Here is a 21581-nt window from a genome sequence, read left to right on the forward strand (position 1 = left end):
AGACAATCCCGCGCGCCCCTGTCCATATCATCCGGCCCCGCGCGGGACCGGCGGCAAACCGCTTACTTCACGCTGACCTTGCGCGACAGGTTGTGGTGTGCCTCGATGTAGCGGACCGTGCCCGACTTGGAGCGCATGATGACCGAGTGGGTGTAGGCACCGCCCGGAACGCGGCGGACACCCTTCAGCATGGCGCCGTCGGTGACGCCGGTGGCGGCGAACATGACGTTGCCGCGCGCCAGCTCGTGCAGGCTGTACTTCTTGTCGAGGTCGGTGACGCCCCACTTGGCGGCGCGGGCCTTCTCGTCGTCGTTCCGGAACAGCAGACGGCCCTGGAACTGCCCACCGATGCAGCGCAGCGCCGCGGCGGCCAGCACGCCTTCCGGCGCACCGCCGGAGCCGACATACATGTCGACGCCGGTGCCGGCCTGGCTGGTGGCGATGACGCCCGACACGTCGCCGTCGTTGATCAGCATGATGCGGGCGCCGGCTTCACGGACGCGGGCGATCAGCTCGGCATGGCGCGGACGGTTCAGGATGCAGACCAGCAGTTCCTGCACCTCGGTGCCCTTGGCGGCGGCCAGCGCCTTCAGGTTGTTGGCCGGGGTCTCGTCCAGATCGACGACATTGTCCGGCAGGCCGGCGCCGACGGCGATCTTGTCCATGTAGACGTCGGGGGCGTTCAGGAAGCCGCCCTCCTCCGCCATGGCGATCACGGCCAGCGAGTTCGGGCCGCCGGTGGCGCAGATGGTGGTGCCTTCCAGCGGGTCGAGCGCGATGTCGACCTTCGGGCCGGAGCCGATGCCGGCGCCGACCTTCTCGCCGATGTAGAGCATCGGGGCCTCGTCGCGCTCACCCTCGCCGATCACGACGGTGCCGTCGATGTAGAGCGTGTTGAGCGCCTGGCGCATGGCATCGACGGCGGCCTGGTCGGCCAGCTTCTCGTCGCCGCGGCCCATCAGCAGCGAGGCCGACAGGGCGGCGGCCTCGGTCACGCGGACGGCCTCCAGCGCGAGGTTGCGGTCCATGTGGGACAGGTCGACATGCGTAGACGGCGTAGACATCGTGTGCTCCCCCCGACTCTTCGGTCGTAAAAGGCTGTGTTTGGTTATGGTGGGAAACGGTCCCGGTCAGAACTGCCGATCAGAACTACCCTGGTCAGAACTGCTCGATCCGGATCATCCGCGGCGGCTCCAGCACGCTGTCGCTGGCCGCGATGGTCGCAAGCGCGCGCTGCATGGCCGCCTCGTCGGTGTCATGGGTGGTCAGGACCACCGGAACGCCTTCGCCCGGCGAGCGGCCGCGTTGCAGGAACTGCTCCATGGAGACGTTCTGGTCGCGCATCGCCGCTGCGATATCCGCTATCACACCGGGACGGTCCACGACCATCAGGCGGACGTAGTACGACCCGCGGCGCGCTTCCATCGGCGAGGGGGTTGCCGCCCCCAGCCGGTCGGCCGGAACGCCGAAGGTGGGCGTAGACCGCCCGCGCGCGATGTCGATCAGATCGGCGACCACCGCCGACGCGGTCGGGCCGGCGCCGGCACCGCGGCCGACGAACAGCACCCGGTCGGCGAAGTCGGCCTGCGCCACCACGGCGTTGAACACACCGTCCACCGACGCGATGGGGGCGGCCACCGGCACCATGCAGGGATGGACGCGCTGCTCGACACCGGCCTCGGTGCGACGGGCGATGCCCAGCAGCTTGATGCGGAAGCCCAACTGGTCGGCATAGTCGAAATCGACCGCCGACACCTGCCGGATGCCCTCGACATAGACCGCGGAGAAATCGACCGGCGTGCCGAAGGCGACCGACGCCAGGATCGCCAGCTTGTGCGCGGCATCGATGCCGTCGATGTCGAAGCTGGGGTCGGCCTCGGCATATCCCAGAGCCTGGGCATCGGCCAGCACGTCGGCGAAGTCGCGGCCGGTGGTCCGCATCTCCGTCAGGATGTAGTTGCAGGTGCCGTTCAGGATGCCGTGGATTTCCGACACGGCATTGCCGGCCAGCCCCTCGCGCAGCCCCTTGATGATCGGGATGCCGCCGGCGACCGCCGCCTCGAAGGCGACGGTCAGGCCACGCGATTCGGCCTTCTGGGCGATCTCGGTGCCGTGGACGGCCAGCAGCGCCTTGTTGGCGGTGACCACATGCTTGCCGGTCTCCAGCGCCGTGGCGACGGTGTCGCGCGCCAGGCCTTCCGACCCGCCGATCAGCTCCACCACCAGATCGGCGCCGGCCTCGGCGGCCATCGCGACGGGATCGTCGAACCACTGGACGCGCGACAGATCGACGCCGCGGTCCTTGCCCTTCGAGCGCGCGCTGACCGCGACCACCTCGATCCGGCGGCCGCAGCGCTGTTCGATCAGCGAGCCTTGCGTTTCCAGCAGCTTCAGGACGCCGGCACCGACCGTACCAAGGCCGGCGACGGCGATTTTCAGGGGGGCTTGCTGGGCGTTCGGCATCAGGCTTTCGCTTTCTCGGATTCCAGAAGGGCGGCGCGGGCCACCGGGTCCTTGCTCGCCGCAACGCCGCCGGCGTTGGAGCGGAAGAACTCCTTGATGTTGCGGGTCGCCTGGCGGATGCGGTGAACATTCTCCACCATCGCCAGACGGACATGGCCGTCGCCGTATTCGCCGAAGCCGATGCCGGGCGCCACCGCGACCTCCGCCTGCTGGAGCAGCAGCTTGGAGAATTCCAGCGAGCCCAGATGGGCGAACTGCGGCGGGATCGGCGCCCAGGCGAACATCGACGCCTTCGGGCTGGGGACCTCCCAGCCGGCGGCGGCCAGACCCTCGATCATCACGTCGCGGCGCTGCTTGTACATGTCGCGCACCTGCTGCACGCAGTCCTGCGGACCGTTCAGCGCGGCGGCGGCGGCGACCTGGATCGGCGTGAAGGCGCCATAGTCGAGGTACGACTTGATGCGGGCCAGCGCCGTGATCAGCGTCTTGTTGCCGGTGGCGAAGCCGATGCGCCAGCCGGCCATCGAATAGGTCTTCGACATCGAGGTGAACTCGACGGCGATCTCGCGCGCTTCCGGGATCTCGAGGATCGACGGCGGCGGGTCGTTGTCGAAGAAGATCTCGGCATAGGCCAGATCGGACAGGATGTAGATGCCGTGCTTGCGGCAGAACTCGACGATCGGGCGGTAGAAGTCCAGCCCGACCACCTCGGCCGTCGGGTTCGACGGGTAGTTCAGCACCAGCGCCAGCGGCTTCGGCACGCTGTGGCGCACGGCGCGCTCCAGCATGATCATGAAGCTGTCGATGTCGGTCGACGCCCCGTTCTCCATGCCCACCGGCAGGTGGCGCACCGAGGCGCCGGCCAGGATGAAGCCGAACGGGTGGATCGGGTACGAGGGATTCGGCACCAGGATGATGTCGCCGGGGCTGGTGATCGCCTGGGCGAGGTTCGCCAGACCTTCCTTCGAGCCGATGGTGACGATGCACTCGGTCTCGGGATCGACGTCGACGTTGAAGCGGCGCTTGTAATAGGCGGCATGGGCCTTGCGCAGGCCGGGGATGCCGCGGGAATTCGAGTAGCGGTGCGTCTTCGGATCGCGCACGGCCTCGACCAGCTTGTCGACGATGTGCTGGGGGGTCGCCTGGTCGGGGTTGCCCATGCCGAGGTCGACGATGTCGGCGCCGTTGGCCCTAGCTCGCGCCTTCATCGCGTTCACTTCGGCGAAGACGTAGGGCGGCAGGCGCTTGATGCGATGGAATTCGGTGTTGGACATGGACGCTCCGGAAGACCGCTCCGGTCACGCCACGAACCCAAGAGACCTGCGGACCGGGACTGACGTTCTACCGCCCTGACGCGACGGAAGCGAGGCAAATTTCGCGCCCCCGCCGTCGGATACGGCGCTTTGGCCGCGACGGCGCCGTGAGCGCCGGTTGATGGAGTGACTTAACAATCTCCCTACCAACGTCGTGGTTAAACCTAACTGTGCTATAACCCATTAGCTTTCATACCTTAGGCTTGGAACTTTCGTCGCCATGCCGCAACGGTCAAGGATGTTGGAGTCGTAAGATGGTTTCGCTTTTGAAGATTGCGGATCGGCTGCTCGGCGACATGCGCTTCACGCGCAAGATGGCGCTGGCCCTGTCGGTCCCGATGGCGGGCGTGGTCGTGCTGTCGTCGCTGCTGGTGTGGGAACAGGTCGAAGGCACCCGCCGGGCGTCCGATCTCGCCTCGGTCACCCGGCTGTCGGTGGGCATGACCAGCCTCGTGCACGAGCTTCAGAAGGAACGCGGTTCCTCCTCCGTCTTTCTCAGCAGCAAGCGCGACGACGATCGCCGGCGCATGGATGGCGTGCGCACCGCGTCGGACACAAAACTGGCGGAACTGACCCGGCAGTTCGCCGACGTCCACTTCCGCGATCCCCAGGTGGCCCAGGCGATGACGGGCGCCCGCGACGCACTGTCGCAGCTGTCCGGTCTGCGGTCCGGCGCCGACGGCCTGTCGCAGTCGTCGCTGGAGGTGGTGAAGAGCTATACCGGCATGATCCGCAAGCTGCTGGACGCCGCCGGGCAGGCCCGCATCCTGTCCGAGGACGCCGACCAGCTGCGCGCCGCCGACGCCATGGTCGTCCTGTCGGAAGCGAAGGAGCGGTTGGGCCAGCAGCGCGCCGTCGGCGGCGCCTCCTTCCGCAAGGACCGCTTCCCCGCCGACGCGCATGAGCGCTTCATCGAGCTGTCCGGCGAGTACAAGTCGCTTATGGCGGGTGTGAAGGCGAAGCTGACCGCGGATGAGGCGGCTTTCTACGACCGGACCTTCTCCGGCCCGGCCATCGCCGAGGTGGAGCGGATGCGGCGCATCGGCATCGCCTCCGCCTATGGTGCGTCCGACAATCAGGGTATCGATGCCGGCAAATGGTTCGACACCATCACCGTCGTCATCGACATGCTGCGCAGCGTCGAGACCCATGTGGCGGACGACCTGATCGCGCTCGCCAACCACGACGCTCAGGAGTCGATGACACGGCTGACCGGAGTGGCGGCCGGCCTCGCCACCCTTCTGGTGGTGATGTCACTCATCGCCTATCTGGTCGCCCGCAACATCACCCGGCCCATCGCCCGCCTGAACGGCGACATGAGGCGCCTGGAGACCGGCGAACGTGACCTGTCCATTCATGGCGCCGAACGCGCCGACGAGCTGGGCGCCATGGCGCGCAGCCTCGACCAGTTCCGTCTCAGCCTCGCCGAGGCCGACCGGCTCGCCGCGGAGCAGCGGCAGCACCAGGAGGACCGGCTGCGCGAGGCCGAGCGGCTGGAACAGCTGGTCGATGCGTTCGACCGCCACATCGAAAAGGTCGCCGAACAGCTGGCGGGGGCGGCCACCGGCCTGCGCGGCAATGCCCAGCAGATGAGCCACATCGCCTCGGAAACCGAGGTCCATGTCCTCTCCGTCGCCCGCGCGTCCGAAGGGGCATCCGACAATGTCCAGGCCGTCGCCGCGGCGGCGGAGCAGTTGACCGCCTCCATCGCCGAGATCGGACGCCAGATGGCGGGCTCGACCGAGATGGCGGAGCGGGCGGTCGGCGACGTCCGGCGCACCGCCGACGTCATCGCCGATCTCAGCGGCGCTGCCCAGCAGGTGGGCGAGATCGTGCGGATGATCACCGACATCGCCAGCCAGACCAACCTTCTCGCCCTCAACGCCACCATCGAGGCCGCCCGCGCGGGCGAGGCCGGCAAGGGCTTCGCGGTGGTGGCGCAGGAGGTGAAGAACCTCGCCAGCCAGACGGCGAAGGCGACCGAGGACATCACCGCCAAGGTGGCCGAAATCCAGGCGGCGACCGGGCACACCGTCAGCGCTATCGACGACATCGGCGGCATCGTCACCCACATCGAGGAAAACATCTCCGCGGTCGCCGCCGCGGTGGAGGAGCAGAACGCCGCCACCGCGGAAATCGGCCGCAACGTGCGCCAGGCCGCCGACGGCACCGATCAGGTGTCGCACAACGCCTCCCTCGTCGGCACCGAGGCCAGCCGGGCCGGCGCCATGGCGAAGGAGGTGCTGTTGATGGCCGACGCGCTGAAGCGCAACGCGGACGGGCTGCGCAGCGACGTCGCCGACTTCATCGGGAAGATCCGGGCGGCGTGAGGGAGACGGGGAGGCGGTGTGGCGGTCGCCGCTTTCCACCCAAGGCTGGGGCATGTATCCTGGCAACGAATCGTTTTCTCTCCTCGAGAGCCCCGCGATGCCCGTTTCGCCCACCTCGCCGGCACGCCCCTCCAAAGTGACGGCGACAATTCCGGCGGAGGAACTGCCGCGAGCGATCACGGCCGCTCTCCCCGCCCGCCCGCCTGCCGGAACCCGCTTCCGGGTGACCATCGAACCGGTCGATGAGAGCGAAGAGGAACGCCGGCAGTCGTTGAAGGACGACGTCGCTGTCGGGCTGGAAGATGCGGATGCAGGGCGGACGACGGACGGCGAAATGCTGTTCGAGCGTCTGATCGCCAAATATGCCAAGGCGGGAGAGCCCGGACAGGGTTGATCGACAACAATGGCACGGCTGGATTTTACCGCCGCCGCGGAAGCCGATCTTGAGAGCATCGGCGACTACATTGCCCAGGACAATCCGCTGGCAGCCATCCGCATGGTCTTGGATATCCGGGATCATTGCAGAAAAATCGCGTCGCTGCCCGCAATCGGACGAAACCGTCCAGAGTTAGGCGTTGGCTTGCGCAGCCTGTCCGTTTCACCCTACCTGATCATATACAGAGCGGGGGAAGCGGACCGAATCATCGTGATCCGCATCGTCCACGGTGCGCGCGACCTGCCGCAGGTGATGAGGGAATAGCCTCCTTCACCCCACCCCGGTCGCCTTCGCGTATTTCCGCTTCGCCACCTCCAGCGATGCCAGAAGCTGCTGGCCGGTCGCCCCGCCGTCGCCGCTGACGCGGCCGGTCATCACCGCCCTGATCGCGTCGACATGGGCCTTGAACAGCAGATGCTCGTTGGCGGTCACCGTGGTCAGGCCGCTGCGGGTCGCCTCATAGAGCGACTTGGCGATGTGGGTGATCAGCGGATAGCCGAAGATGCCGCCCTGCCCGCGCATCTCGTGGGCCGAGCGGTTGACCTGGGCCAGCAGGCCGGCCACCGCGTCGGGCTCGCGCGGCAGGCGCTCGACACGCCGGCCCATCTCGTCCACCTCCGCGCCGATCCAGACGGCATAGTCGCCGGCACGGTTCAGAATCTCTTCCTCCGCGGCGGCCAGGATCTCGGGCGGCAGGGTTGGCACCGGATCGCGCGGGGCGAGGCCGGCCTTGGCGCCCAGCCGGTTGGGCAGGTCGAAATAGATGACGGGGAAGCGGTCGATGCCGCGCGCCTTCGACGCGCTGTGCACCATCAGGATCTCCGACGGCGCGGTCATCCGGCAATCCATCGCCACCGGCTTGTCGGCGCGGCGGCGGTCGGGGCCGAAATAGCCCTTGGCCAGCACGAAGCGGCGCGGCCGGGCGATGGCGAACAGCAGCCGGCTGGCGATGGTCTGGGCGGAAAAGGGCTTGGCGATGAAGTCGGTCGCGCCGAGATCGCGCGCCTGCTCCACATAATGCCGGTCGGCAGCCCCCGACAGCATCAGCACCGGCAGGAACTTGTCCGGGCTCTTCGGGCTGTAGCGGATCCAGCGCAGCAGCATCAGCCCGTTCACCTCGGGCATCACCAGATCGGACAGGATCAGGTCGACCGGGGCGGTGCCCGGCGGCAGGGCCGCGCGGCGCTCCTCCAGCCAGCGGATGGCGTCGGCGCCGCTCGCCACCCCCTCCACCCGGCCGATGCCGATGGTCCGCAGAGTCGCCGTCAGGACCGTGCGGATGAAGCTGCTGTCCTCCACCACCAGGACCGAAAGAAGATCGAGCTTCGGCTGGGTCATCGCCTTCTGCTTCGCCAACCGGGACATATGCCCGCATTCAGTTTCCACTTCTGGCACAACCGGACCCGATTGGCGAGCGGCAAGCGGAACGGAAGACAAACCGCGCGGTGGCGGTTACCCTCCCCCGGCCGAAAAGGCCCAGCAATCAAAGGAGAGGACTCGCCCGATGCCGCAACCCGATCACGTCATGGCCCTGCCCCTGCCGGAAAAGCCGGACCTCGACCCCGACATGCAGGCCCTGTTCGACAAGTGCGTGGAAAAGCTGGGCTTCGTGCCGAACGTGCTCCAGGCCTACAGCCTGCGGCCGAAGAAGCTGCGCAACTTCGCGATGATCTACAACGAGCTGATGCTGGGCGAGAGCGGCCTCAGCAAGCTCGAGCGCGAGATGATCGCGGTGGTCGTCTCCTCCGCCAACCATTGCTATTACTGCCTGGTCGCCCACGGGCAGGCGGTGCGCAAGCTGTCCGGCGATCCGGAACTGGGCGAGATGCTGGTCGCCAACTACCGCGTCGCCCCGCTGGAGCCGCGCCAGCGCGCCATGCTCGACTTCGCCTGGAAGCTGACCAAGGAACCGATGTCGGTGGGCGAGCCCGACCGCGAGGCGCTGCGCGCCGCCGGATTCAGCGCCGAGGACATCTTCGACATTGCCGACACGGTCGGCTTCTACAACATGTCCAACCGCTTGGCGACCGCGGTGGACATGATCCCGAACCGCGAGTACCACAGCCAGGATCGCTGAGGGCCGGATAAGTCCCGGTCTTTCACCGGCATCGCAACCGGCAGCCTTATCGGCAGTCTCCAAGGCCACACAGGGTAGGTATCATGGCGATCGTCCGTTTCTTCGTCCGTCTGTTCGCGCTCATCGGCCTGCTGCTGGTGGTCGGCGCGGTGGCGGTGGTGGTGCTGGCGGTCCGTCACGAACCCACCCTGCCCGCCGCCGTGGTGCTGGAACTCGACCTGACCAAGCCGCTGGCCGAGAGCGACGACGGCAAGTTCGGCAGCCTGTTCGAACACCAGACCACGCTGCGCGAGGTGCTGGACGCGCTCGACGGCGGCCGGCGCGACCCGAAGGTGAAGGGTGTCCTCGCCCGCTTCGGCGACGACAGCATCGGCTTCGCCCAGACCCAGGAGCTGCGGACCGCCATCGAGCGGTTCCGCGCCTCGGGCCGCTTCGCCGTCGCCTTCGCCGAGGAGTATGGCGGGGCCGGGGCCGGCAACCGCTCCTACCTGCTGGCCAGCGCCTTCGACGAGGTGTGGCTGCAACCGCTGGGCACGCTGGGCATCACCGGCCTGTCGGCGGAGCTGCCCTTCGCCCGCGACGCCTTCGACCAGCTGGGCGTGCAGCCGAGCTTCGCCCAGCGCGAGGAATACAAGAGCTTCGCCGAGACCTTCACCAAGTCCGGCATGACCCCGGCCAACCGCGAGATGATGGAGGCGCTGGTCGGCGACCTCGGCAACCAGCTGGTCGACGGCATCGCCAAGAGCCGGCGCCTCGCCCCCGCCGCGGTGCGCGCCGCCATGGACAAGGCGCCACTGCTGAGCAAGGAGGCGCTCGACCAGAAATTCGTCGACCGGCTCGGCTATGCCGACGAGGCGCGGGACGAGGCGCTGAAGCGGGCCGGCGCCGGGGCGGAGACTCTGGATCCGGCCGATTACCTGTCGGTCGCCGGCAGCCCCAACGGCGAGGGGCCGACCATTGCCCTGATCCACGCCGTCGGCACCATCACCGGCGGCGAGAGCGGCAAGCCGACGGTTGGCGGGATGTCCGCCGGGTCGGACACCATCGTCAAGGCCATCGAGGAAGCGGCCGACGATCCGGATGTGCGCGCCATCCTGTTCCGCATCGACAGCGGCGGCGGTGCGGTTTCCGCGTCGGAGGCGATCCGGCGGGCCCTGGTCAAGGCGCGGCAGAGCGGCAAGCCGGTGATCGCCAGCATGGGCGACACCGCCGCGTCGGGCGGCTACTGGATCGCGCTGGCCGCCGACCGCATCGTCGCCTCCCCCGCCACCGTCACCGGCTCCATCGGCGTCGTCGCCGGCAAATTCGCCATCGGCGGCCTGTCCGACAAGCTCGGCATCCATTGGGACCGGGTGCAGGGCGCCAAGAATGCCGGCATGTGGTCGCCGCTGCATCCCTTCGAAGGCGGCGAATCCGAGCGGCTGAACGCCATCATCGAGGACACCTACGCCAACTTCCTGCAACGGGTGGCGGAGGCCCGGCGGATGACGCCGGAACAGGCGCGCGGCATCGCCAAGGGCCGCGTCTGGACCGGCGCCCAGGCCCGCGACCTCGGCCTCGTCGACGATCTCGGCGGCCAGGAACAGGCGCTGACGCTGGCCCGCACCGCCGCCGGCCTGTCCCCCGATGCCCCGGTGAGCCTGATCCCCTACCCGCCGCCGAAGTCGGTGACCGACCAGATCCTCGATCTGGTGTCCCGCAAGGGCGAGCTGGTCGGCGCGCTCGCCGCCGTGGCCGAACTGCGGCCGCTGCTGGCGCAGCTCCGCCCGCTGCTGGCCGCCACCCAGGGCGACGGCGTGCAGGCCCGCATGCCGCCGATGTCGCTCGGGCGGTGAGTCCGACCATTCAGAAAAATCCCCTCTCCCCCCCGGGGAGAGGGTTAGGGTGAGGGGGGTGCGCGGCGGCCCTTACCCGAGAATCCTCCCCGTGCATCCCCCTCACCCCGACCCTCTCCCCGGGGGGGAGAGGGGGACCTCACTGTTCGAAGATCTTCACGTCCGAGACGCCTGACCATGACCGAGACCGCCACCCGCGCCGCAGAGCCCGATCCGGCCCATCCCGTCTTCACCCACCAGGAAATCCTGCGGGTGTTCAGCGGGGTGGCGCTGGCGATGCTGATGGCGGCGATGGACCAGACCATCGTCGCCACCGCGCTGCCGACGATGGCGAGCCAGTTCGGCGGGCTGGAGATGCTGCCCTGGGTGGTCACCGCCTATCTGCTGACCTCCACCACGACGACGCCGATCTACGGCAAGCTGTCCGACCTCTATGGCCGCAAGCGCGTGCTGCAAACGGCGATCCTGCTGTTCCTGGTCGGCTCCGTCCTGTGCGCCGCGGCGCAGAGCATGACCCAGCTGATCCTGTTCCGGGGGTTGCAGGGGCTGGGCGGCGGCGGGCTGATGTCGCTGGCCTTTACCATCATCGGCGATGTCGTCGCCCCGCGCGAACGCGGGCGGTACCAGGGCATGATCGGCGGCGTCTTCGCGCTGGCCAGCGTCGCCGGGCCGCTGCTGGGCGGCATCTTCACCGAGACCATCGGCTGGCACTGGATCTTCCTGATCAACCTGCCGCTGGGCGCCGCGGCACTCGCCATGACCCGCAGTACCCTGTCGCGCCTGCCCGCCGGCCGGGCGAAGCCGCGCATCGATCTGGCCGGGGCGGCGCTGCTGACCGGGTCCGTGACCAGCCTGCTGGTCGTTGCCACCCGCGGCGACGCCATGGGCTGGGGCAGCCCGGCGGCGCTGGCCCTGCTGGCGGCCGGCCTCGTCATGCTGGCGATCTTCCTGTGGCACGAGCGCCGGATCGAGGAGCCGATCCTGCCGCTGCACCTGTTCCGCCGCCCGGTGGTGGCGGTGGCGACGCCGGTGGTGGCCGTGTCGGCGATGGTGCTGTTCGCCGGCATCGTCTATCTGCCGCTGCATCTCCAGCTGGTGCAGGGGACCAGCGCCACGGTGTCGGGCCTGCTGCTCCTGCCGCTGGTGCTGGGCATGACCGTCGGGTCGGTCGGCGGCGGACGGCTGATCGCCAAAACTGGGCGCTACAAGGCCTTCCCGCTCGCCGGGCTGGCCCTGTCCGGCGTCATGTACGCCCTGCTGGGCAGCCTGCCGGCGCTGGCGGCCGACGGGCTGTGGTCGACGCTGATCCTGGTGCCGCTGGGCATGGGGCTGGGTCTGGTGATGCCGGTGATGACGGTCGCCGTGCAGAATGCGGTGGAGCATCGCGACCTGGGGGCCGCCACCGCCGCGGTCGGCTTCTTCCGCTCGCTCGGCGGGTCGGTCGGCGTCGCGGTGTTCGGCGCCGTCTTCAACGCCGTGGTATCCGAACGGCTTGAGGGGGCCGGCCTGTCCGGCCGCGCGGTTCTGGAGCATGGCGCCGCCGCCCTCGCCGGCCTGCCCGCCGCCGCCCGCAGCGGGGTGGTGGCGACGCTGGAGCATGGCTTCGCCACCCTGTTCCTGCTGGCCGCGGCGCTGGCCGTTGTCTCCTTCGCCATGACGCTGTTCCTGAAGGAGCTGCCGCTGCGCTCCGCCAACCCCGGCCGGGCGGAAACCGCACCGGCGGCGGAAGGCTGAGCGCCAGCCGTCAAGAATGATCGCTGGGGAAATGCCTGGGCTGCCCCAGCTTGTCCTCGATGTAGAGCAGGTTGACCAGCACCAGCACGACGACGGCGAGCGGCGTCGCCAGGAACATGCCCATGATGCCGAACAGCACGCCGCCGGCGGCAATCGCGCCGATGGTGACCACCGGCGGCAGATCCACCACCCGCTTCTGCAACAGCGGCGTGATCACGTTTCCTTCGATCTGCTGGATGACCAGATAGAGCCCGGCGACCCACAGCGCGTCCTGCGGCGACTGGGCGAAGCCGATCAGCAGGGCCGGCACCGCCGCCAGGAAGGGGCCGACCAGCGGGATGAACTCCATCAGCCCCGCGACCATGCCCAGCGCCAGCGCCGACGGGATCCCGAGCAGCCAGAGCCCGACCGCGATCATCGTGCCGACCGCCGCCATCGCCACCAGCTGCCCGATCAGCCATTTCCACAGGCTGTCGCCAGCCACGTCCATCACCTCGCAGGCCCGCTTCTGCCCGCGCGGCGGCACCAGCAGAACGACGCCGCGCTGATAGAGCCCCGGCGACGCTGCCAGATAGAGCGCCGCGAACATCACCACCACCGCGTCGCCGACGACATAGACGAGGCCGGAGGCGAAGCTGCTCAGCTGGTTCATCCAGGGCCATTCCTTGCCCTGCTCCATGATGCGGTCGCGCCAGCCGTCGGGCAGCATGCCCATCGCCTTGGTCACCTGCTCCTGCAACTGGCCGAGCTGGGCCGCCATCGAGGTGCCCATCAGCCAGCCGCCGCCGCCGACCAGCAGGACCAGCGTCAGCAGCACGATGGCCAGCGACCAGCCATGGCCGAGCCCGGTCGCCCGCTGTACATAGCCGGTCAGCCGCTGCAACAGGATGGCGAACAGGACGCCGGTGAAGATCAGCAGAAGCGTGCCGGAGATCCGCCACAGGAAGATGCTCAGCGCCGCCACCCCGGCGACGATCAGCACCTTCCAGGTGAAGACGGCCAGTTCGCCGCGCCCGGCCCGTGCCGGCGGCTCGGTCTGAGTCGGCGGCTCGGTCTGGGCCGCCCCGCCGCTGGGGGGTGTCGCTTGATAGGCGGTGGGCCGGCTGGGTGTCGCCATCTCTTCAAACTCCCGCACTCGCGGCCGTCGGAGAGACAGCCTCGCGGGAAGAACGCGCGAGGTCCGCAGACGTTGCGCACCGTCGGCAGGCTAGGCCGTCGGCGGTAGTCCGAAGATCGATATGGAAGCTGCTTCGAACCGCCCCATATCAGCAGTGACGCCAAGGAGTCATTCTCGCTGATGTCACTTGAAGAGCCCGCCTCACGGCGGGCTTTTTTTTGGCCTGCTATCGGCCTCCCTTACCGGCGCGCCTCCGGCGGGAACACCAGGCTGACCTTCAGCCCGGGCTCGCTGTCGCTCAGCTCCAGCTTCGCGCCATGCAGCGTCGCCACCGCATCGACGAGGCTCAGCCCCAGCCCGTTGCCGGGCGAGGCGCGGGCGGTGTCGAGCCGGACAAAGCGTTGCAGAACCTTGTCGCGCATGTCCGGCGGAATGCCGGGACCGCTGTCGGCGACCTCGATGCAGGCGGCGCGGCCGGGAGCCGGACCGTCGAGGACCAGCGTGATGCTGCCGCCGTCCGGCGTGTATTTGATGGCGTTGTCCAGCAGGTTCGACACCACCTGCGCCAGAAGCTGCCCATTGCCGTTGACGACCGGCTTGCCGCGGATGTCGACGGACAGGCGCTGCCCGCGCTCGTCCGCCACCGGTTCGTAGAGGTCGGCGGCGAGTTCCACCACCTCCGCCAGATCGACCGGCACGAAGTCCTGCCGCTTGGCGCCCGATTCCGCCTCCGCAATCGACAGCAGGGCGGTGAAGGTGGCGAGCAGCCGGTCGGCCTCGACGATGGTGTCCTGCAACACGGAACGATAGACCTCCGGGTCCTCCGTCTCGTGCAGAAGGGCCAGTTCGATGCGGGAGCGCAGGCGGGTCAGCGGCGTGCGCAGGTCATGGGCGACGCTGTCGGTCACCTGCTTCATGCCGGTCATCAGCCGTTCGATGCGGTCCAGCATGGCGTTGAGGTTGCCGGCAAGCCGGTCCATCTCGTCGCCGCCGCCGAACCGCGGTACCCGGTCGCTCAGGTCGCCGCTCATGATCTGGCGGGTGGTGCGGTTGATCGCCTCGATCCGCCGCATGGCGCCGCGGCTCATCAGCAGCCCGCCGCCCAGCCCGAGCAGGGCGGTCGCCCCCAGGATCCAGCCGAGCGAGCGGAACATCCGGGTGCGCAGCTGGTCGATCTCGCTCATGTCGCGGCCGACCAGCAGGCGGAACTGCCCCGGCAGGGTGAAGGTCACCGCCTGGGCGGTGGAAGGCCGGTCGGTCACCCCGCCATAGTCGGCGACCTTGAAATGGGTCCAGCCGCTGGCATTGGGCACCGCCGCCGGCCAGCCCGACAGGTTGCCGGCCAGGATCACCCCCGCCGCCGTGGTCAGCAGATAGATGGAGTTGTTGTTGGCGACCGCGCTGCGCGTCCGCACCACATCGACGAGGCCGGGCAGCCCGTAGTTGCGGTAATGGTCCTGAAGCCCGGCGACCTCCAGCGCGATGGTCTCGCCGATCTCCTGCTCCAGGAATCCCGCGGTGGTGCGGTAGACGACGCCCAGGATCAGCCCGACCGAAAGGACGAACATCGCCAGATAGAGCAGCGCCAGCCGGAACGCCGTGGTCCGCACCAGACGCAGCACGGCGGCGACAAAGCCGTGCAGGCCGGCGGCGGCCGCGCCCTCATGCTTCATGCGTCACGCACTTCCATCGAAACCCTTACGCCTCCGCCGCGCGCAGGCTGTAGCCGGCGCCGCGCACGGTGTGGATCAGGGGGGTTGGGAAATCCTTGTCGATCTTCTGGCGCAGACGGGCGATGTGCACGTCGATCACGTTGGTCTGCGGATCGAAATGATAGTCCCACACATTCTCCAGCATCATGGTGCGGGTCACCACGCTGCCGGCATTGCGCATCAGATATTCCAGCAGAGAGAACTCGCGCGGCAGCAGGTCGATGGCCTTGCCGGCGCGCCTGACGCTGCGCGACAGCAGGTCGAGTTCCAGGTCGCCGACCGACAGGCGGGTCTGCGGCTGGGCGGCACCGCGCCGGCGCACCAGCACCTCGATCCGCGCCAGCAGCTCGGAAAAGGCGAAGGGCTTGGTCAGGTAATCGTCGCCGCCGGCCTTCAGCCCCTTCACCCGGTCATCGACGCTGCCCAGCGCCGACAGGAACAGGACGGGCGTGTCGTTGCCCGCCGCCCGCAGCACCTGCACCAGCGACAGGCCGTCGCGGCCGGGCAGCATGCGGTCGACGACCATCACGTCGTAATGCTCGGCCCCGGCCAGGAACAGGCCTTCCTTCCCGTCGTTGGCGACGTCCACCACATGGCCGGCCTCCTTCAGCCCCTTGGCAAGGTAGCTGGCGGCCTGGCGATCATCTTCTATGACGAGAATTTTCATGAGCACGAGTGTAGCCTCCCAAAACAGCCCGGCCAAGCACGAGGGTGTCGTGCCCGGCCGGACTTTCCGTCACTCAAAGAGCGCGTTGCCTCACGCCTTCAGCTTCAGCGCGACGAAGGACTCGTTGCCCTGCCGGTTGATCAGCATCAGCAGCGCCTTCTGCCCCGCCTTCTCGGCCTCGCTCACCTGATGGCGGACGTCGGCCGGGCTCTTCACCAGGGTGTCGCCGACCCGCTCGATCACGTCGCCGGGACGGACCGGCACGTCGACGCTGGAGGACAGGCCGGTCACCACCACGCCCTGGACATCCTCGCCGATGCCCAGCCGCTTGCGCGCCGCCCGGTCCAGCGGGGCGAGCTTCAGCCCCTTCACCGGCGCGACATCCTCATGCTCGGCGGAGCCCTTGCCGGAGTCGGTCTCGGCGGCGGCCATCTGCTGCTGTTCGGACAGGCGGTCGATGCGCACCGGCACCGTCTTCTCGCGGCCCTCGCGCAGGATCTTCAGGTCCACCGTGTCGCCGGCCTTGGTATCCGCGACATGGCGGGTCAGGTCGCGCAGGTTGTTGACCGGCTTGCCGGCATAGGACAGCACCACGTCGCCCTGATGCAGGCCGGCGCGCTGGGCCGGGCTGTCGGCGGTCACCTCGGCCACCAGTGCCCCCTTGGCGCTGGGCAGCCCGACGCTGTCGGCGATGTCCGGCGTCACCTCCTGGATCTTCACGCCGAGCCAGCCGCGCTCGACCTTGCCGCTGTCCTTCAGCTGGGCCACCACCTCCTTGGCCAGGTTGGAGGGGATGGCGAAGCCGATGCCGACCGACCCGCCGTTGGGCGAGTAGATGGCGGTGTTGATGCCGATCACATGCCCGCTGAGGTCGAAGGTCGGGCCGCCCGAGTTGCCGCGGTTGATGGCGGCGTCGAGCTGGAAGTAATCGTCGTAGGGGCCGCTGTGGATGTCGCGGCCGCGGGCCGACACGATGCCCTTGGTGACGGTGCCGCCCAGCCCGAACGGGTTGCCGACCGCCATCACCCAGTCGCCGACGCGGGTCTTGTCGCTGTCCGCCCAGTCGACCGACGGCAGCGGCTTGTCCGACTTGACCTTCAGGAGCGCGAGGTCGGTCTTGGCGTCGCGGCCGATCAGCTTGGCCGGCATGGCGGTGCCGTCCTGCAGGGTGACGGTGATCTCGCTGGCGCCGTCGATGACGTGGTTGTTGGTCACGACATAGCCGGCGGGATCGATGATGAAGCCGGACCCCAGCGCCCCGGTCTTGCCGCGCGGACCCTGGTCCTGATCCTGGTCGCCGTCAGGACCGCCATTCGGGCCGCCATTCCGGTTCATCTGGTCCTGGAACTGGCGGAAGAACTCCTCGAATGGGGTGCCGGGGGGCACGCCGGGGATCGCCGGGCCGCGCTGGGTCCGTGCTTCGGCCTTGGCCTCCTGGGTGGCGGCGATGTTGACCACGGCCGGGCTGACCTTGGCGGCGAGGTCGGCGAAGCTGGCCGGCGTGTCCTGCACCATGGCGACGGCCGGCGGCGCGGCGTTCTGCTGGGCCTGCGAAACCGCCCAGCCGGTCAGCGCCGGAGCCGTCAGCACCGTGGAGCCCAGCAGCAGGGCGGCGACGGTCCGGCGCAGGCGGCCCGCACGCCCGATCTCGCGCTGGGGCTTCGACTGGGAATTGGCAGGAGGAAAGGTGGTCATGACGGCGACACTCCGATCAGGCGGTTCCGACTGTGGGGAAGTGCGTTGGCGGTCCGGCCGCCGCGGCACCTCACCGCTGTTGTCCCCAACATAGGAACCCGCCCTTCACCGCCGCCTTGCGACCGGATGAAAGAAATTTCAGGCTGGCGGGCCGGACCGGCCGGATCGGCCGCGCCGCCTTACTCGCCGATCAGATGCAGCGCGATCTCCCGCCGGTGCGGGCGGGCGCGGTGTTCGAACAGGTAGACGCCCTGCCAGGTGCCGAGCGCCGGCTCCCCCGCCATCACCGGGATCGACAGGCTGACGCCGGTCAGGGCGGAGCGGATGTGGGCGGGCATGTCGTCCGGCCCCTCGGTGGTGTGGGCGTAGAGCGACGGGTCCTCCGCCACCAGACGGCGGAAGAAGCGCAGAAGGTCGGCCTGCACGTCGGGATCGGCATTCTCCTGGATGGTCAGGGAAGCCGAGGTGTGACGGCAGAGCACCGTCAGCAGCCCGGTCTCCATCCCCTGCTCCGCCACCCAGCGCCGGATCTGGGCGGTCACCTCGACCAGCCCGGCGCCGCGGGTGGGAACGGTCAGGGTCGTGACGGCTTGTCGCATGGCGTGCGGTCTCCTTCATGGTTCGCCGGCTTGGTTCCGGGGGCAGGCAATACCAGATGTCTCTACCCCAACGGTGTCGCCCGAATAAGATCGTTGGCGCACTGTTTTTGTCGGAAAGCCAAGGAGGAAGACGGCGCATGGACATCACCGGCACCCACAGCGTTCCCGGACCGCGCGACCGCGTGTTCGCGGCACTCTGCGACCCGGCGGTGCTGATGCGCTGCATCCCCGTGCTGGAAGAGATGGAGCGGCTGTCGGCCACCGACTATGCGGCGCGGGTCCGCACCACGCTTGGGCCGATGAAGGCGCGCTTCTCCGGCCGGCTGCGGTTGGAGCCGGAAGACGGCGCCCACCGCTACCGGCTGGTCGCCCAGGGCAATGGCGGGCTGGCCGGCGCGGTGAAGGGCGAGGCCTTCGTAATGCTGGAGGAGGAGGACGGCCGGACCCGGCTGACCTACAGCCTGTCGGTGGCGCTCGGCGGAGCGGTCGGCCGGCTGGCGGTGAAGCTGGTGCAGGCCAAGACCGACCGCGTGCTCGCCGGCTTCTTCGAGCGCTTCGCGGAGGAGGTCGACGGCCGCCCGGAGTGAGAGGGCTGGTGAGGAGACGGGCGATGCGGCGCAATGCCGCAGGGCCGGAGAGCGCCTTTCGCAGATGCAGCATCATGGGTCAGGATGACAGGCGTCGCGGGTGCTCTTTGCCGGTGGAGATGCCGAGTGGTCCTGTCCCAGCCCACTGCCCACAGCCTTGACCGAATTCCCGCTGCGGACGCCGCCGCGACCGACCGCATGATCTTCGGCCGCATCCTGGCGCTTGCCGCCGCCGATCCGGCGCGGACGATGACAGGATCGCTGGCGCTGACCAAGGCCGAGCTGACGGAGCTTGCCGCAAGACACGCGCCGCAGTTCGCCGGCGCCGTCGCCGCGCTCCCCGATAAGGGCGAGGCCGGCGGGGACGACTCCGGCGAGGATGCCATCGAAGAGGCCGACCTGCGGGCCTTCCTGGCCGAGCATGGCGCGACGGGGGCCGACGAGGAGCGCTGGCTGGCCGCCATCCTGGCCCGCCGGTCGCTGGAGCCCAACCATCTGTGGCAGGATATGGGGTTCCACGACCGCGGCGAACTCAACGCCATGTTCCGGCGGCATTTCCCGGCGCTGGTGGCGCTGAATTCCGGCGACATGAAATGGAAGAAGTTCTTCTACCGCCAGCTTTGCGAGCGCGAGGGGCTGATGCTGTGCAAGTCCCCCAACTGCGAGGTGTGCGACGACGTCGAGGTCTGCTTCGGCGAGGAGTCCGGGGATCCGCTGTCCACCCTCTCCCGCCTCGCGCGCAACGGGTAAGGAGGCTCAGCGCGGCTGGGCGCCCAGATCCTCGAAGGCCATGCCCTTGTCGGTGCGGCGGAAGCGGCCCTTGCCGTTGACGGTCAGCGGCGGCTGGCCCGGCTGCGGCACGAAGGTGGCGGCGTAATAGCAGTCATACTGGCCGCTGCCGTCAGGGCTGCCGCCGGTTGGGCCGCCCTTCGGCTTCGCCTCGACGCAGCCCTGCTTGCGGAAATTGTCGAAGGCGCGGAAGGCGGCATTGCCCTGGCGCTCCAGCGTGCGGCGCGTGTGCGCCTCAACCAGCTTGCGCATGTCGCCCTCCGACGGCTCGCCCGAACAGGCGGCGAGCAGAAGCGTGGCGATCAGGATGAGGCAGCGCCTCACCGCCCGCCCAGCAGCCGGTCGACCCGCTCCTTCAGGGCGGCGAAGGAGGGCGGCTTGACCACGAAGCCGTTGACCCCCAGCGCCATCGCCTGCTTCACGATCTCGGATTCGGTGTGGTTGGTCAGGAACACCACCGGGGCGCGGGGGTTGGCGGCTTCGGTGCTGGCGCGCAGGCGGGCCAGGAATTGCAGGCCGGAGACCGGCTTCATGTCGATGTCGCAGACGATCAGGTCGGGATTGACGCGGATGCACTCGTACATCGCCGACTCGCCGTTGTCGGCCTCCGTCACGTCGCGGAAGCCGATCTGGCTCAGGATCTGGACGATGGTGCGGCGGACGAAGGGCTGATCCTCGACGACCAGGATCCGAAACTGGGAATAGTCGATCGCCTGCATATCCACTCCCATTCCTCCAGCCAATACACCGCATCCCACTGATACCGCCCGAACCGATGGCGGGCAATCGAAGGTCGGTTACCGGCGGATGGAATATGATTTTGGTTCTGTAAATTTTCCGACAATTTGTAGTGCCGGAGCCGTCATCCGCCGGCCTGGACCCGGCCGGGGAACAGGCGCTCCAGCACCGTGCGCAGACGGTCCATGGTCAGCGGCTTGTGCAGGCAATCGTCCATCCCGGCGGCGCGGCAGCGCGCGTCGTCCTCGGCATCCGTGCCGGCGGTCAGCGCCACGATGGGCACGCGGCCAACCTCCCCCGGCAAGGCGCGGATGGCGCGGGCGGCCTCGTGGCCATCCATCACCGGCATCTGCACGTCCATCACGATCAGGTCGAACCGCCTGTCCGTCGCGGCGGCCAGCCCCTGCGCCCCGTCCTCCGCCGTCGTCACCGTGTGGCCCAGCGCCTTGAAGAAGCCGGCGGCCACCAGACGGCCGATGGGGTTGTCCTCCACCAGCAGGACCGACAGGGCGGCAGGACGCAGCACGGCCCGCACCGGGATGCGGACGGTCAGCCACTCTGCGGCCTCGCCATCCGGCCCGTCGGCCGGCAGATGCCCGCCCAGCCGCCGCACAAGGGGTTGGACCGCGGCCAGCAACAAGGGGTGCAGCCGGGCCGCTCCGCGACGGCGCAGCGTCAACTCGGCGGCATCGCCGGCCGGCCGCAGCGACAGGGACAGCGACGCTCCCCCCTCCGCGGCCAGCAGCGACAGCAGCCCCCGCAGCCCGGCAGCATCGCCGGTGAACTCCTCCTCCGCCCCGCTTTCAATCGACAGTGCCTTCGCATCGGCGGCCAGCGCCGCCAGCGTCAGGCTCTCCTCCACCGTGGCGCCCGGTCCAATCGGGCGCAGGGCCGCCATGGTGGTGCGCAGGGCGGCGCCCGCCGCCTGGACGGCGAGCAGCCGGTCCTGCTGGCGCGGCAGCAGCGGCGATTCGAGCGCGGCGGCCGTCAACGCCAGCATCGGATCGAGCGCCGCCACAACCGCAGCCCCCGCCGCATCGAGCAGCGATGCAGCCTCGGCCCGGCCCCGCTGCGCCTCGGCCAGCGCCATCCGCAGCCGGTTCTCCCGCATCTGGCGCCGGCGGGCGGCCGACACCGCGCTGCGCAGGGCGTCTCCATCGTCCTCACCATCGCCGGCCGGCCGTGCATCCTGCGCTCCTGCCGCGATGAAGCCCGCACTGTCGTGCCCCTGCCCCTCCGGCAGCAGGACCACCACCGCCGGGGCCGGTTCCAGCCGGGCCAGAGCCTCGACCGCCGCCACCGTGGGAGCATCGAGCAGCACCACAGTTTCCCCGGAGTCCGCACGGCCGCGCAGCCGGTCCAAGGCGGCGGCCACCGTGTCCACACGCACCAGCTCCGGGAAAAGCAGGGCGGGCGCCCCGGCGGGCGTCGCCGCCTGCGACACCAGAAGCACCGGCTCCGTCGCCGCCGACCTGGGTCGGATCATGGG

Annotated in this window: 20 protein-coding genes; 8 read left to right on the forward strand and 12 right to left on the reverse strand. The window is 69.2% G+C overall.

Features of this window, described 5'->3' with window-relative positions:
* Nucleotides 1-62: 62 nt before the first annotated feature.
* The 3 genes from glpX to CRT60_RS30210 form a co-directional block, all read right to left on the reverse strand.
* Nucleotides 63-1064 carry a class II fructose-bisphosphatase gene (gene glpX, locus CRT60_RS30200; RefSeq protein ID WP_174471837.1) on the reverse strand — a complete coding sequence of 334 codons (1002 nt, stop codon included), beginning with the start codon at nt 1062-1064 and terminating at the stop codon, nt 63-65.
* A gap of 94 nt (nt 1065-1158) precedes the next feature.
* Nucleotides 1159-2463, reverse strand: coding sequence for a homoserine dehydrogenase (locus CRT60_RS30205; RefSeq protein ID WP_098740139.1), 1305 nt, complete (start codon nt 2461-2463; stop codon nt 1159-1161).
* Nucleotides 2463-3737, reverse strand: a complete 1275-nt coding sequence (locus tag CRT60_RS30210; RefSeq protein WP_098740140.1) for an LL-diaminopimelate aminotransferase — start codon at nt 3735-3737, stop codon at nt 2463-2465. The genes CRT60_RS30205 and CRT60_RS30210 overlap by 1 nt, the downstream gene beginning before the upstream one ends.
* Nucleotides 3738-4030: 293 nt before the next feature.
* Here CRT60_RS30210 and CRT60_RS30215 point away from each other — a divergent pair, with 293 nt between their 5' ends.
* From CRT60_RS30215 to CRT60_RS30225, 3 genes are all read left to right on the forward strand, one after another.
* A complete protein-coding gene (locus CRT60_RS30215) occupies nt 4031-6106 on the forward strand; it encodes a methyl-accepting chemotaxis protein (protein ID WP_098740141.1) in 2076 nt (691 codons plus the stop codon).
* Between the two features lie 97 nt (nt 6107-6203).
* On the forward strand, nt 6204-6500 hold the full coding sequence (locus CRT60_RS30220) for a hypothetical protein (protein WP_098740142.1): 297 nt from the start codon (nt 6204-6206) through the stop codon (nt 6498-6500).
* 9 nt (nt 6501-6509) lie between these two features.
* Complete coding sequence (locus CRT60_RS30225) at nt 6510-6806, forward strand: type II toxin-antitoxin system RelE/ParE family toxin (protein ID WP_098740143.1); 297 nt, start codon at nt 6510-6512, stop codon at nt 6804-6806.
* Between the two features lie 6 nt (nt 6807-6812).
* On the opposite strand, the gene CRT60_RS30230 is transcribed toward CRT60_RS30225, so the two are convergent.
* On the reverse strand, nt 6813-7880 hold the full coding sequence (locus CRT60_RS30230; RefSeq protein WP_098741102.1) for a response regulator: 1068 nt from the start codon (nt 7878-7880) through the stop codon (nt 6813-6815).
* A 166-nt stretch (nt 7881-8046) separates the two neighbouring features.
* On the opposite strand from CRT60_RS30230, the gene CRT60_RS30235 reads away from it, so the two are divergent.
* From CRT60_RS30235 to CRT60_RS30245, 3 genes are all read left to right on the forward strand, one after another.
* A complete protein-coding gene (locus CRT60_RS30235) occupies nt 8047-8619 on the forward strand; it encodes a peroxidase-related enzyme (protein ID WP_098740144.1) in 573 nt (190 codons plus the stop codon).
* Between the two features lie 83 nt (nt 8620-8702).
* Nucleotides 8703-10454, forward strand: coding sequence for a signal peptide peptidase SppA (sppA, locus tag CRT60_RS30240; RefSeq protein ID WP_098740145.1), 1752 nt, complete (start codon nt 8703-8705; stop codon nt 10452-10454).
* Between the two features lie 177 nt (nt 10455-10631).
* A complete protein-coding gene (locus CRT60_RS30245) occupies nt 10632-12188 on the forward strand; it encodes an MDR family MFS transporter (protein WP_098740146.1) in 1557 nt (518 codons plus the stop codon).
* A 10-nt stretch (nt 12189-12198) separates the two neighbouring features.
* Here CRT60_RS30245 and CRT60_RS30250 read toward each other — a convergent pair whose 3' ends face one another.
* The 5 genes from CRT60_RS30250 to CRT60_RS30270 form a co-directional block, all read right to left on the reverse strand.
* Complete coding sequence (locus CRT60_RS30250; RefSeq protein WP_098740147.1) at nt 12199-13305, reverse strand: AI-2E family transporter; 1107 nt, start codon at nt 13303-13305, stop codon at nt 12199-12201.
* 239 nt (nt 13306-13544) lie between these two features.
* Nucleotides 13545-14978 carry a sensor histidine kinase gene (locus CRT60_RS30255; protein ID WP_098740148.1) on the reverse strand — a complete coding sequence of 478 codons (1434 nt, stop codon included), beginning with the start codon at nt 14976-14978 and terminating at the stop codon, nt 13545-13547.
* Nucleotides 14979-15003: 25 nt separating this feature from the next.
* Complete coding sequence (locus tag CRT60_RS30260; RefSeq protein WP_098740149.1) at nt 15004-15684, reverse strand: winged helix-turn-helix domain-containing protein; 681 nt, start codon at nt 15682-15684, stop codon at nt 15004-15006.
* 90 nt (nt 15685-15774) lie between these two features.
* Nucleotides 15775-17379, reverse strand: a complete 1605-nt coding sequence (locus CRT60_RS30265) for a DegQ family serine endoprotease (protein WP_098740150.1) — start codon at nt 17377-17379, stop codon at nt 15775-15777.
* 179 nt (nt 17380-17558) lie between these two features.
* Nucleotides 17559-17978 (reverse strand): secondary thiamine-phosphate synthase enzyme YjbQ, encoded by a 420-nt coding sequence (locus CRT60_RS30270; RefSeq protein WP_098740151.1) that lies wholly within the window; start codon nt 17976-17978, stop codon nt 17559-17561.
* Nucleotides 17979-18115: 137 nt separating this feature from the next.
* Here CRT60_RS30270 and CRT60_RS30275 point away from each other — a divergent pair, with 137 nt between their 5' ends.
* Together CRT60_RS30275 and CRT60_RS30280 are read left to right on the forward strand one after the other, a co-directional pair.
* A complete protein-coding gene (locus CRT60_RS30275; protein WP_098740152.1) occupies nt 18116-18565 on the forward strand; it encodes an SRPBCC family protein in 450 nt (149 codons plus the stop codon).
* 126 nt (nt 18566-18691) lie between these two features.
* Nucleotides 18692-19315, forward strand: coding sequence for a nitrogen fixation protein NifQ (locus CRT60_RS30280; protein ID WP_342210689.1), 624 nt, complete (start codon nt 18692-18694; stop codon nt 19313-19315).
* A 6-nt stretch (nt 19316-19321) separates the two neighbouring features.
* Here CRT60_RS30280 and CRT60_RS30285 read toward each other — a convergent pair whose 3' ends face one another.
* From CRT60_RS30285 to CRT60_RS37635, 3 genes are all read right to left on the reverse strand, one after another.
* Nucleotides 19322-19678, reverse strand: coding sequence for a hypothetical protein (locus CRT60_RS30285; RefSeq protein ID WP_098740154.1), 357 nt, complete (start codon nt 19676-19678; stop codon nt 19322-19324).
* Entirely contained in the window at nt 19675-20073 is a 399-nt protein-coding gene (locus CRT60_RS30290) for a response regulator (RefSeq protein ID WP_244592846.1), read from the reverse strand. Before CRT60_RS30290 ends, CRT60_RS30285 begins: the two co-directional genes overlap by 4 nt.
* A 143-nt stretch (nt 20074-20216) precedes the next feature.
* Entirely contained in the window at nt 20217-21578 is a 1362-nt protein-coding gene (locus CRT60_RS37635) for a response regulator (protein WP_143273421.1), read from the reverse strand.
* Nucleotides 21579-21581: the final 3 nt, after the last annotated feature.

This window comes from Azospirillum palustre (assembly GCF_002573965.1).
In the GTDB taxonomy this organism is placed as follows: Bacteria; Pseudomonadota; Alphaproteobacteria; order Azospirillales; family Azospirillaceae; genus Azospirillum; species Azospirillum palustre.

What these genes read in the sequence shown, in the direction of transcription:
- CRT60_RS30275 (WP_098740152.1), top strand. Translation starts at nt 18,116, where the DNA reads ATGGACATCACCGGCACCCACAGCGTTCCCGGACCGCGCGACCGCGTG.
- CRT60_RS30265 (WP_098740150.1), bottom strand. Translation starts at nt 17,379, where the DNA reads ATGACCACCTTTCCTCCTGCCAATTCCCAGTCGAAGCCCCAGCGCGAG.
- CRT60_RS30235 (WP_098740144.1), top strand. Translation starts at nt 8,047, where the DNA reads ATGCCGCAACCCGATCACGTCATGGCCCTGCCCCTGCCGGAAAAGCCG.
- CRT60_RS30255 (WP_098740148.1), bottom strand. Translation starts at nt 14,978, where the DNA reads ATGAAGCATGAGGGCGCGGCCGCCGCCGGCCTGCACGGCTTTGTCGCC.
- CRT60_RS30220 (WP_098740142.1), top strand. Translation starts at nt 6,204, where the DNA reads ATGCCCGTTTCGCCCACCTCGCCGGCACGCCCCTCCAAAGTGACGGCG.
- CRT60_RS30225 (WP_098740143.1), top strand. Translation starts at nt 6,510, where the DNA reads ATGGCACGGCTGGATTTTACCGCCGCCGCGGAAGCCGATCTTGAGAGC.
- CRT60_RS30270 (WP_098740151.1), bottom strand. Translation starts at nt 17,978, where the DNA reads ATGCGACAAGCCGTCACGACCCTGACCGTTCCCACCCGCGGCGCCGGG.
- CRT60_RS30245 (WP_098740146.1), top strand. Translation starts at nt 10,632, where the DNA reads ATGACCGAGACCGCCACCCGCGCCGCAGAGCCCGATCCGGCCCATCCC.
- glpX (WP_174471837.1), bottom strand. Translation starts at nt 1,064, where the DNA reads ATGTCTACGCCGTCTACGCATGTCGACCTGTCCCACATGGACCGCAAC.
- CRT60_RS30230 (WP_098741102.1), bottom strand. Translation starts at nt 7,880, where the DNA reads ATGACCCAGCCGAAGCTCGATCTTCTTTCGGTCCTGGTGGTGGAGGAC.
- CRT60_RS30215 (WP_098740141.1), top strand. Translation starts at nt 4,031, where the DNA reads ATGGTTTCGCTTTTGAAGATTGCGGATCGGCTGCTCGGCGACATGCGC.
- CRT60_RS37635 (WP_143273421.1), bottom strand. Translation starts at nt 21,578, where the DNA reads ATGATCCGACCCAGGTCGGCGGCGACGGAGCCGGTGCTTCTGGTGTCG.
- CRT60_RS30210 (WP_098740140.1), bottom strand. Translation starts at nt 3,737, where the DNA reads ATGTCCAACACCGAATTCCATCGCATCAAGCGCCTGCCGCCCTACGTC.
- CRT60_RS30205 (WP_098740139.1), bottom strand. Translation starts at nt 2,463, where the DNA reads ATGCCGAACGCCCAGCAAGCCCCCCTGAAAATCGCCGTCGCCGGCCTT.
- CRT60_RS30260 (WP_098740149.1), bottom strand. Translation starts at nt 15,684, where the DNA reads ATGAAAATTCTCGTCATAGAAGATGATCGCCAGGCCGCCAGCTACCTT.
- sppA (WP_098740145.1), top strand. Translation starts at nt 8,703, where the DNA reads ATGGCGATCGTCCGTTTCTTCGTCCGTCTGTTCGCGCTCATCGGCCTG.
- CRT60_RS30290 (WP_244592846.1), bottom strand. Translation starts at nt 20,073, where the DNA reads ATGCAGGCGATCGACTATTCCCAGTTTCGGATCCTGGTCGTCGAGGAT.
- CRT60_RS30250 (WP_098740147.1), bottom strand. Translation starts at nt 13,305, where the DNA reads ATGGCGACACCCAGCCGGCCCACCGCCTATCAAGCGACACCCCCCAGC.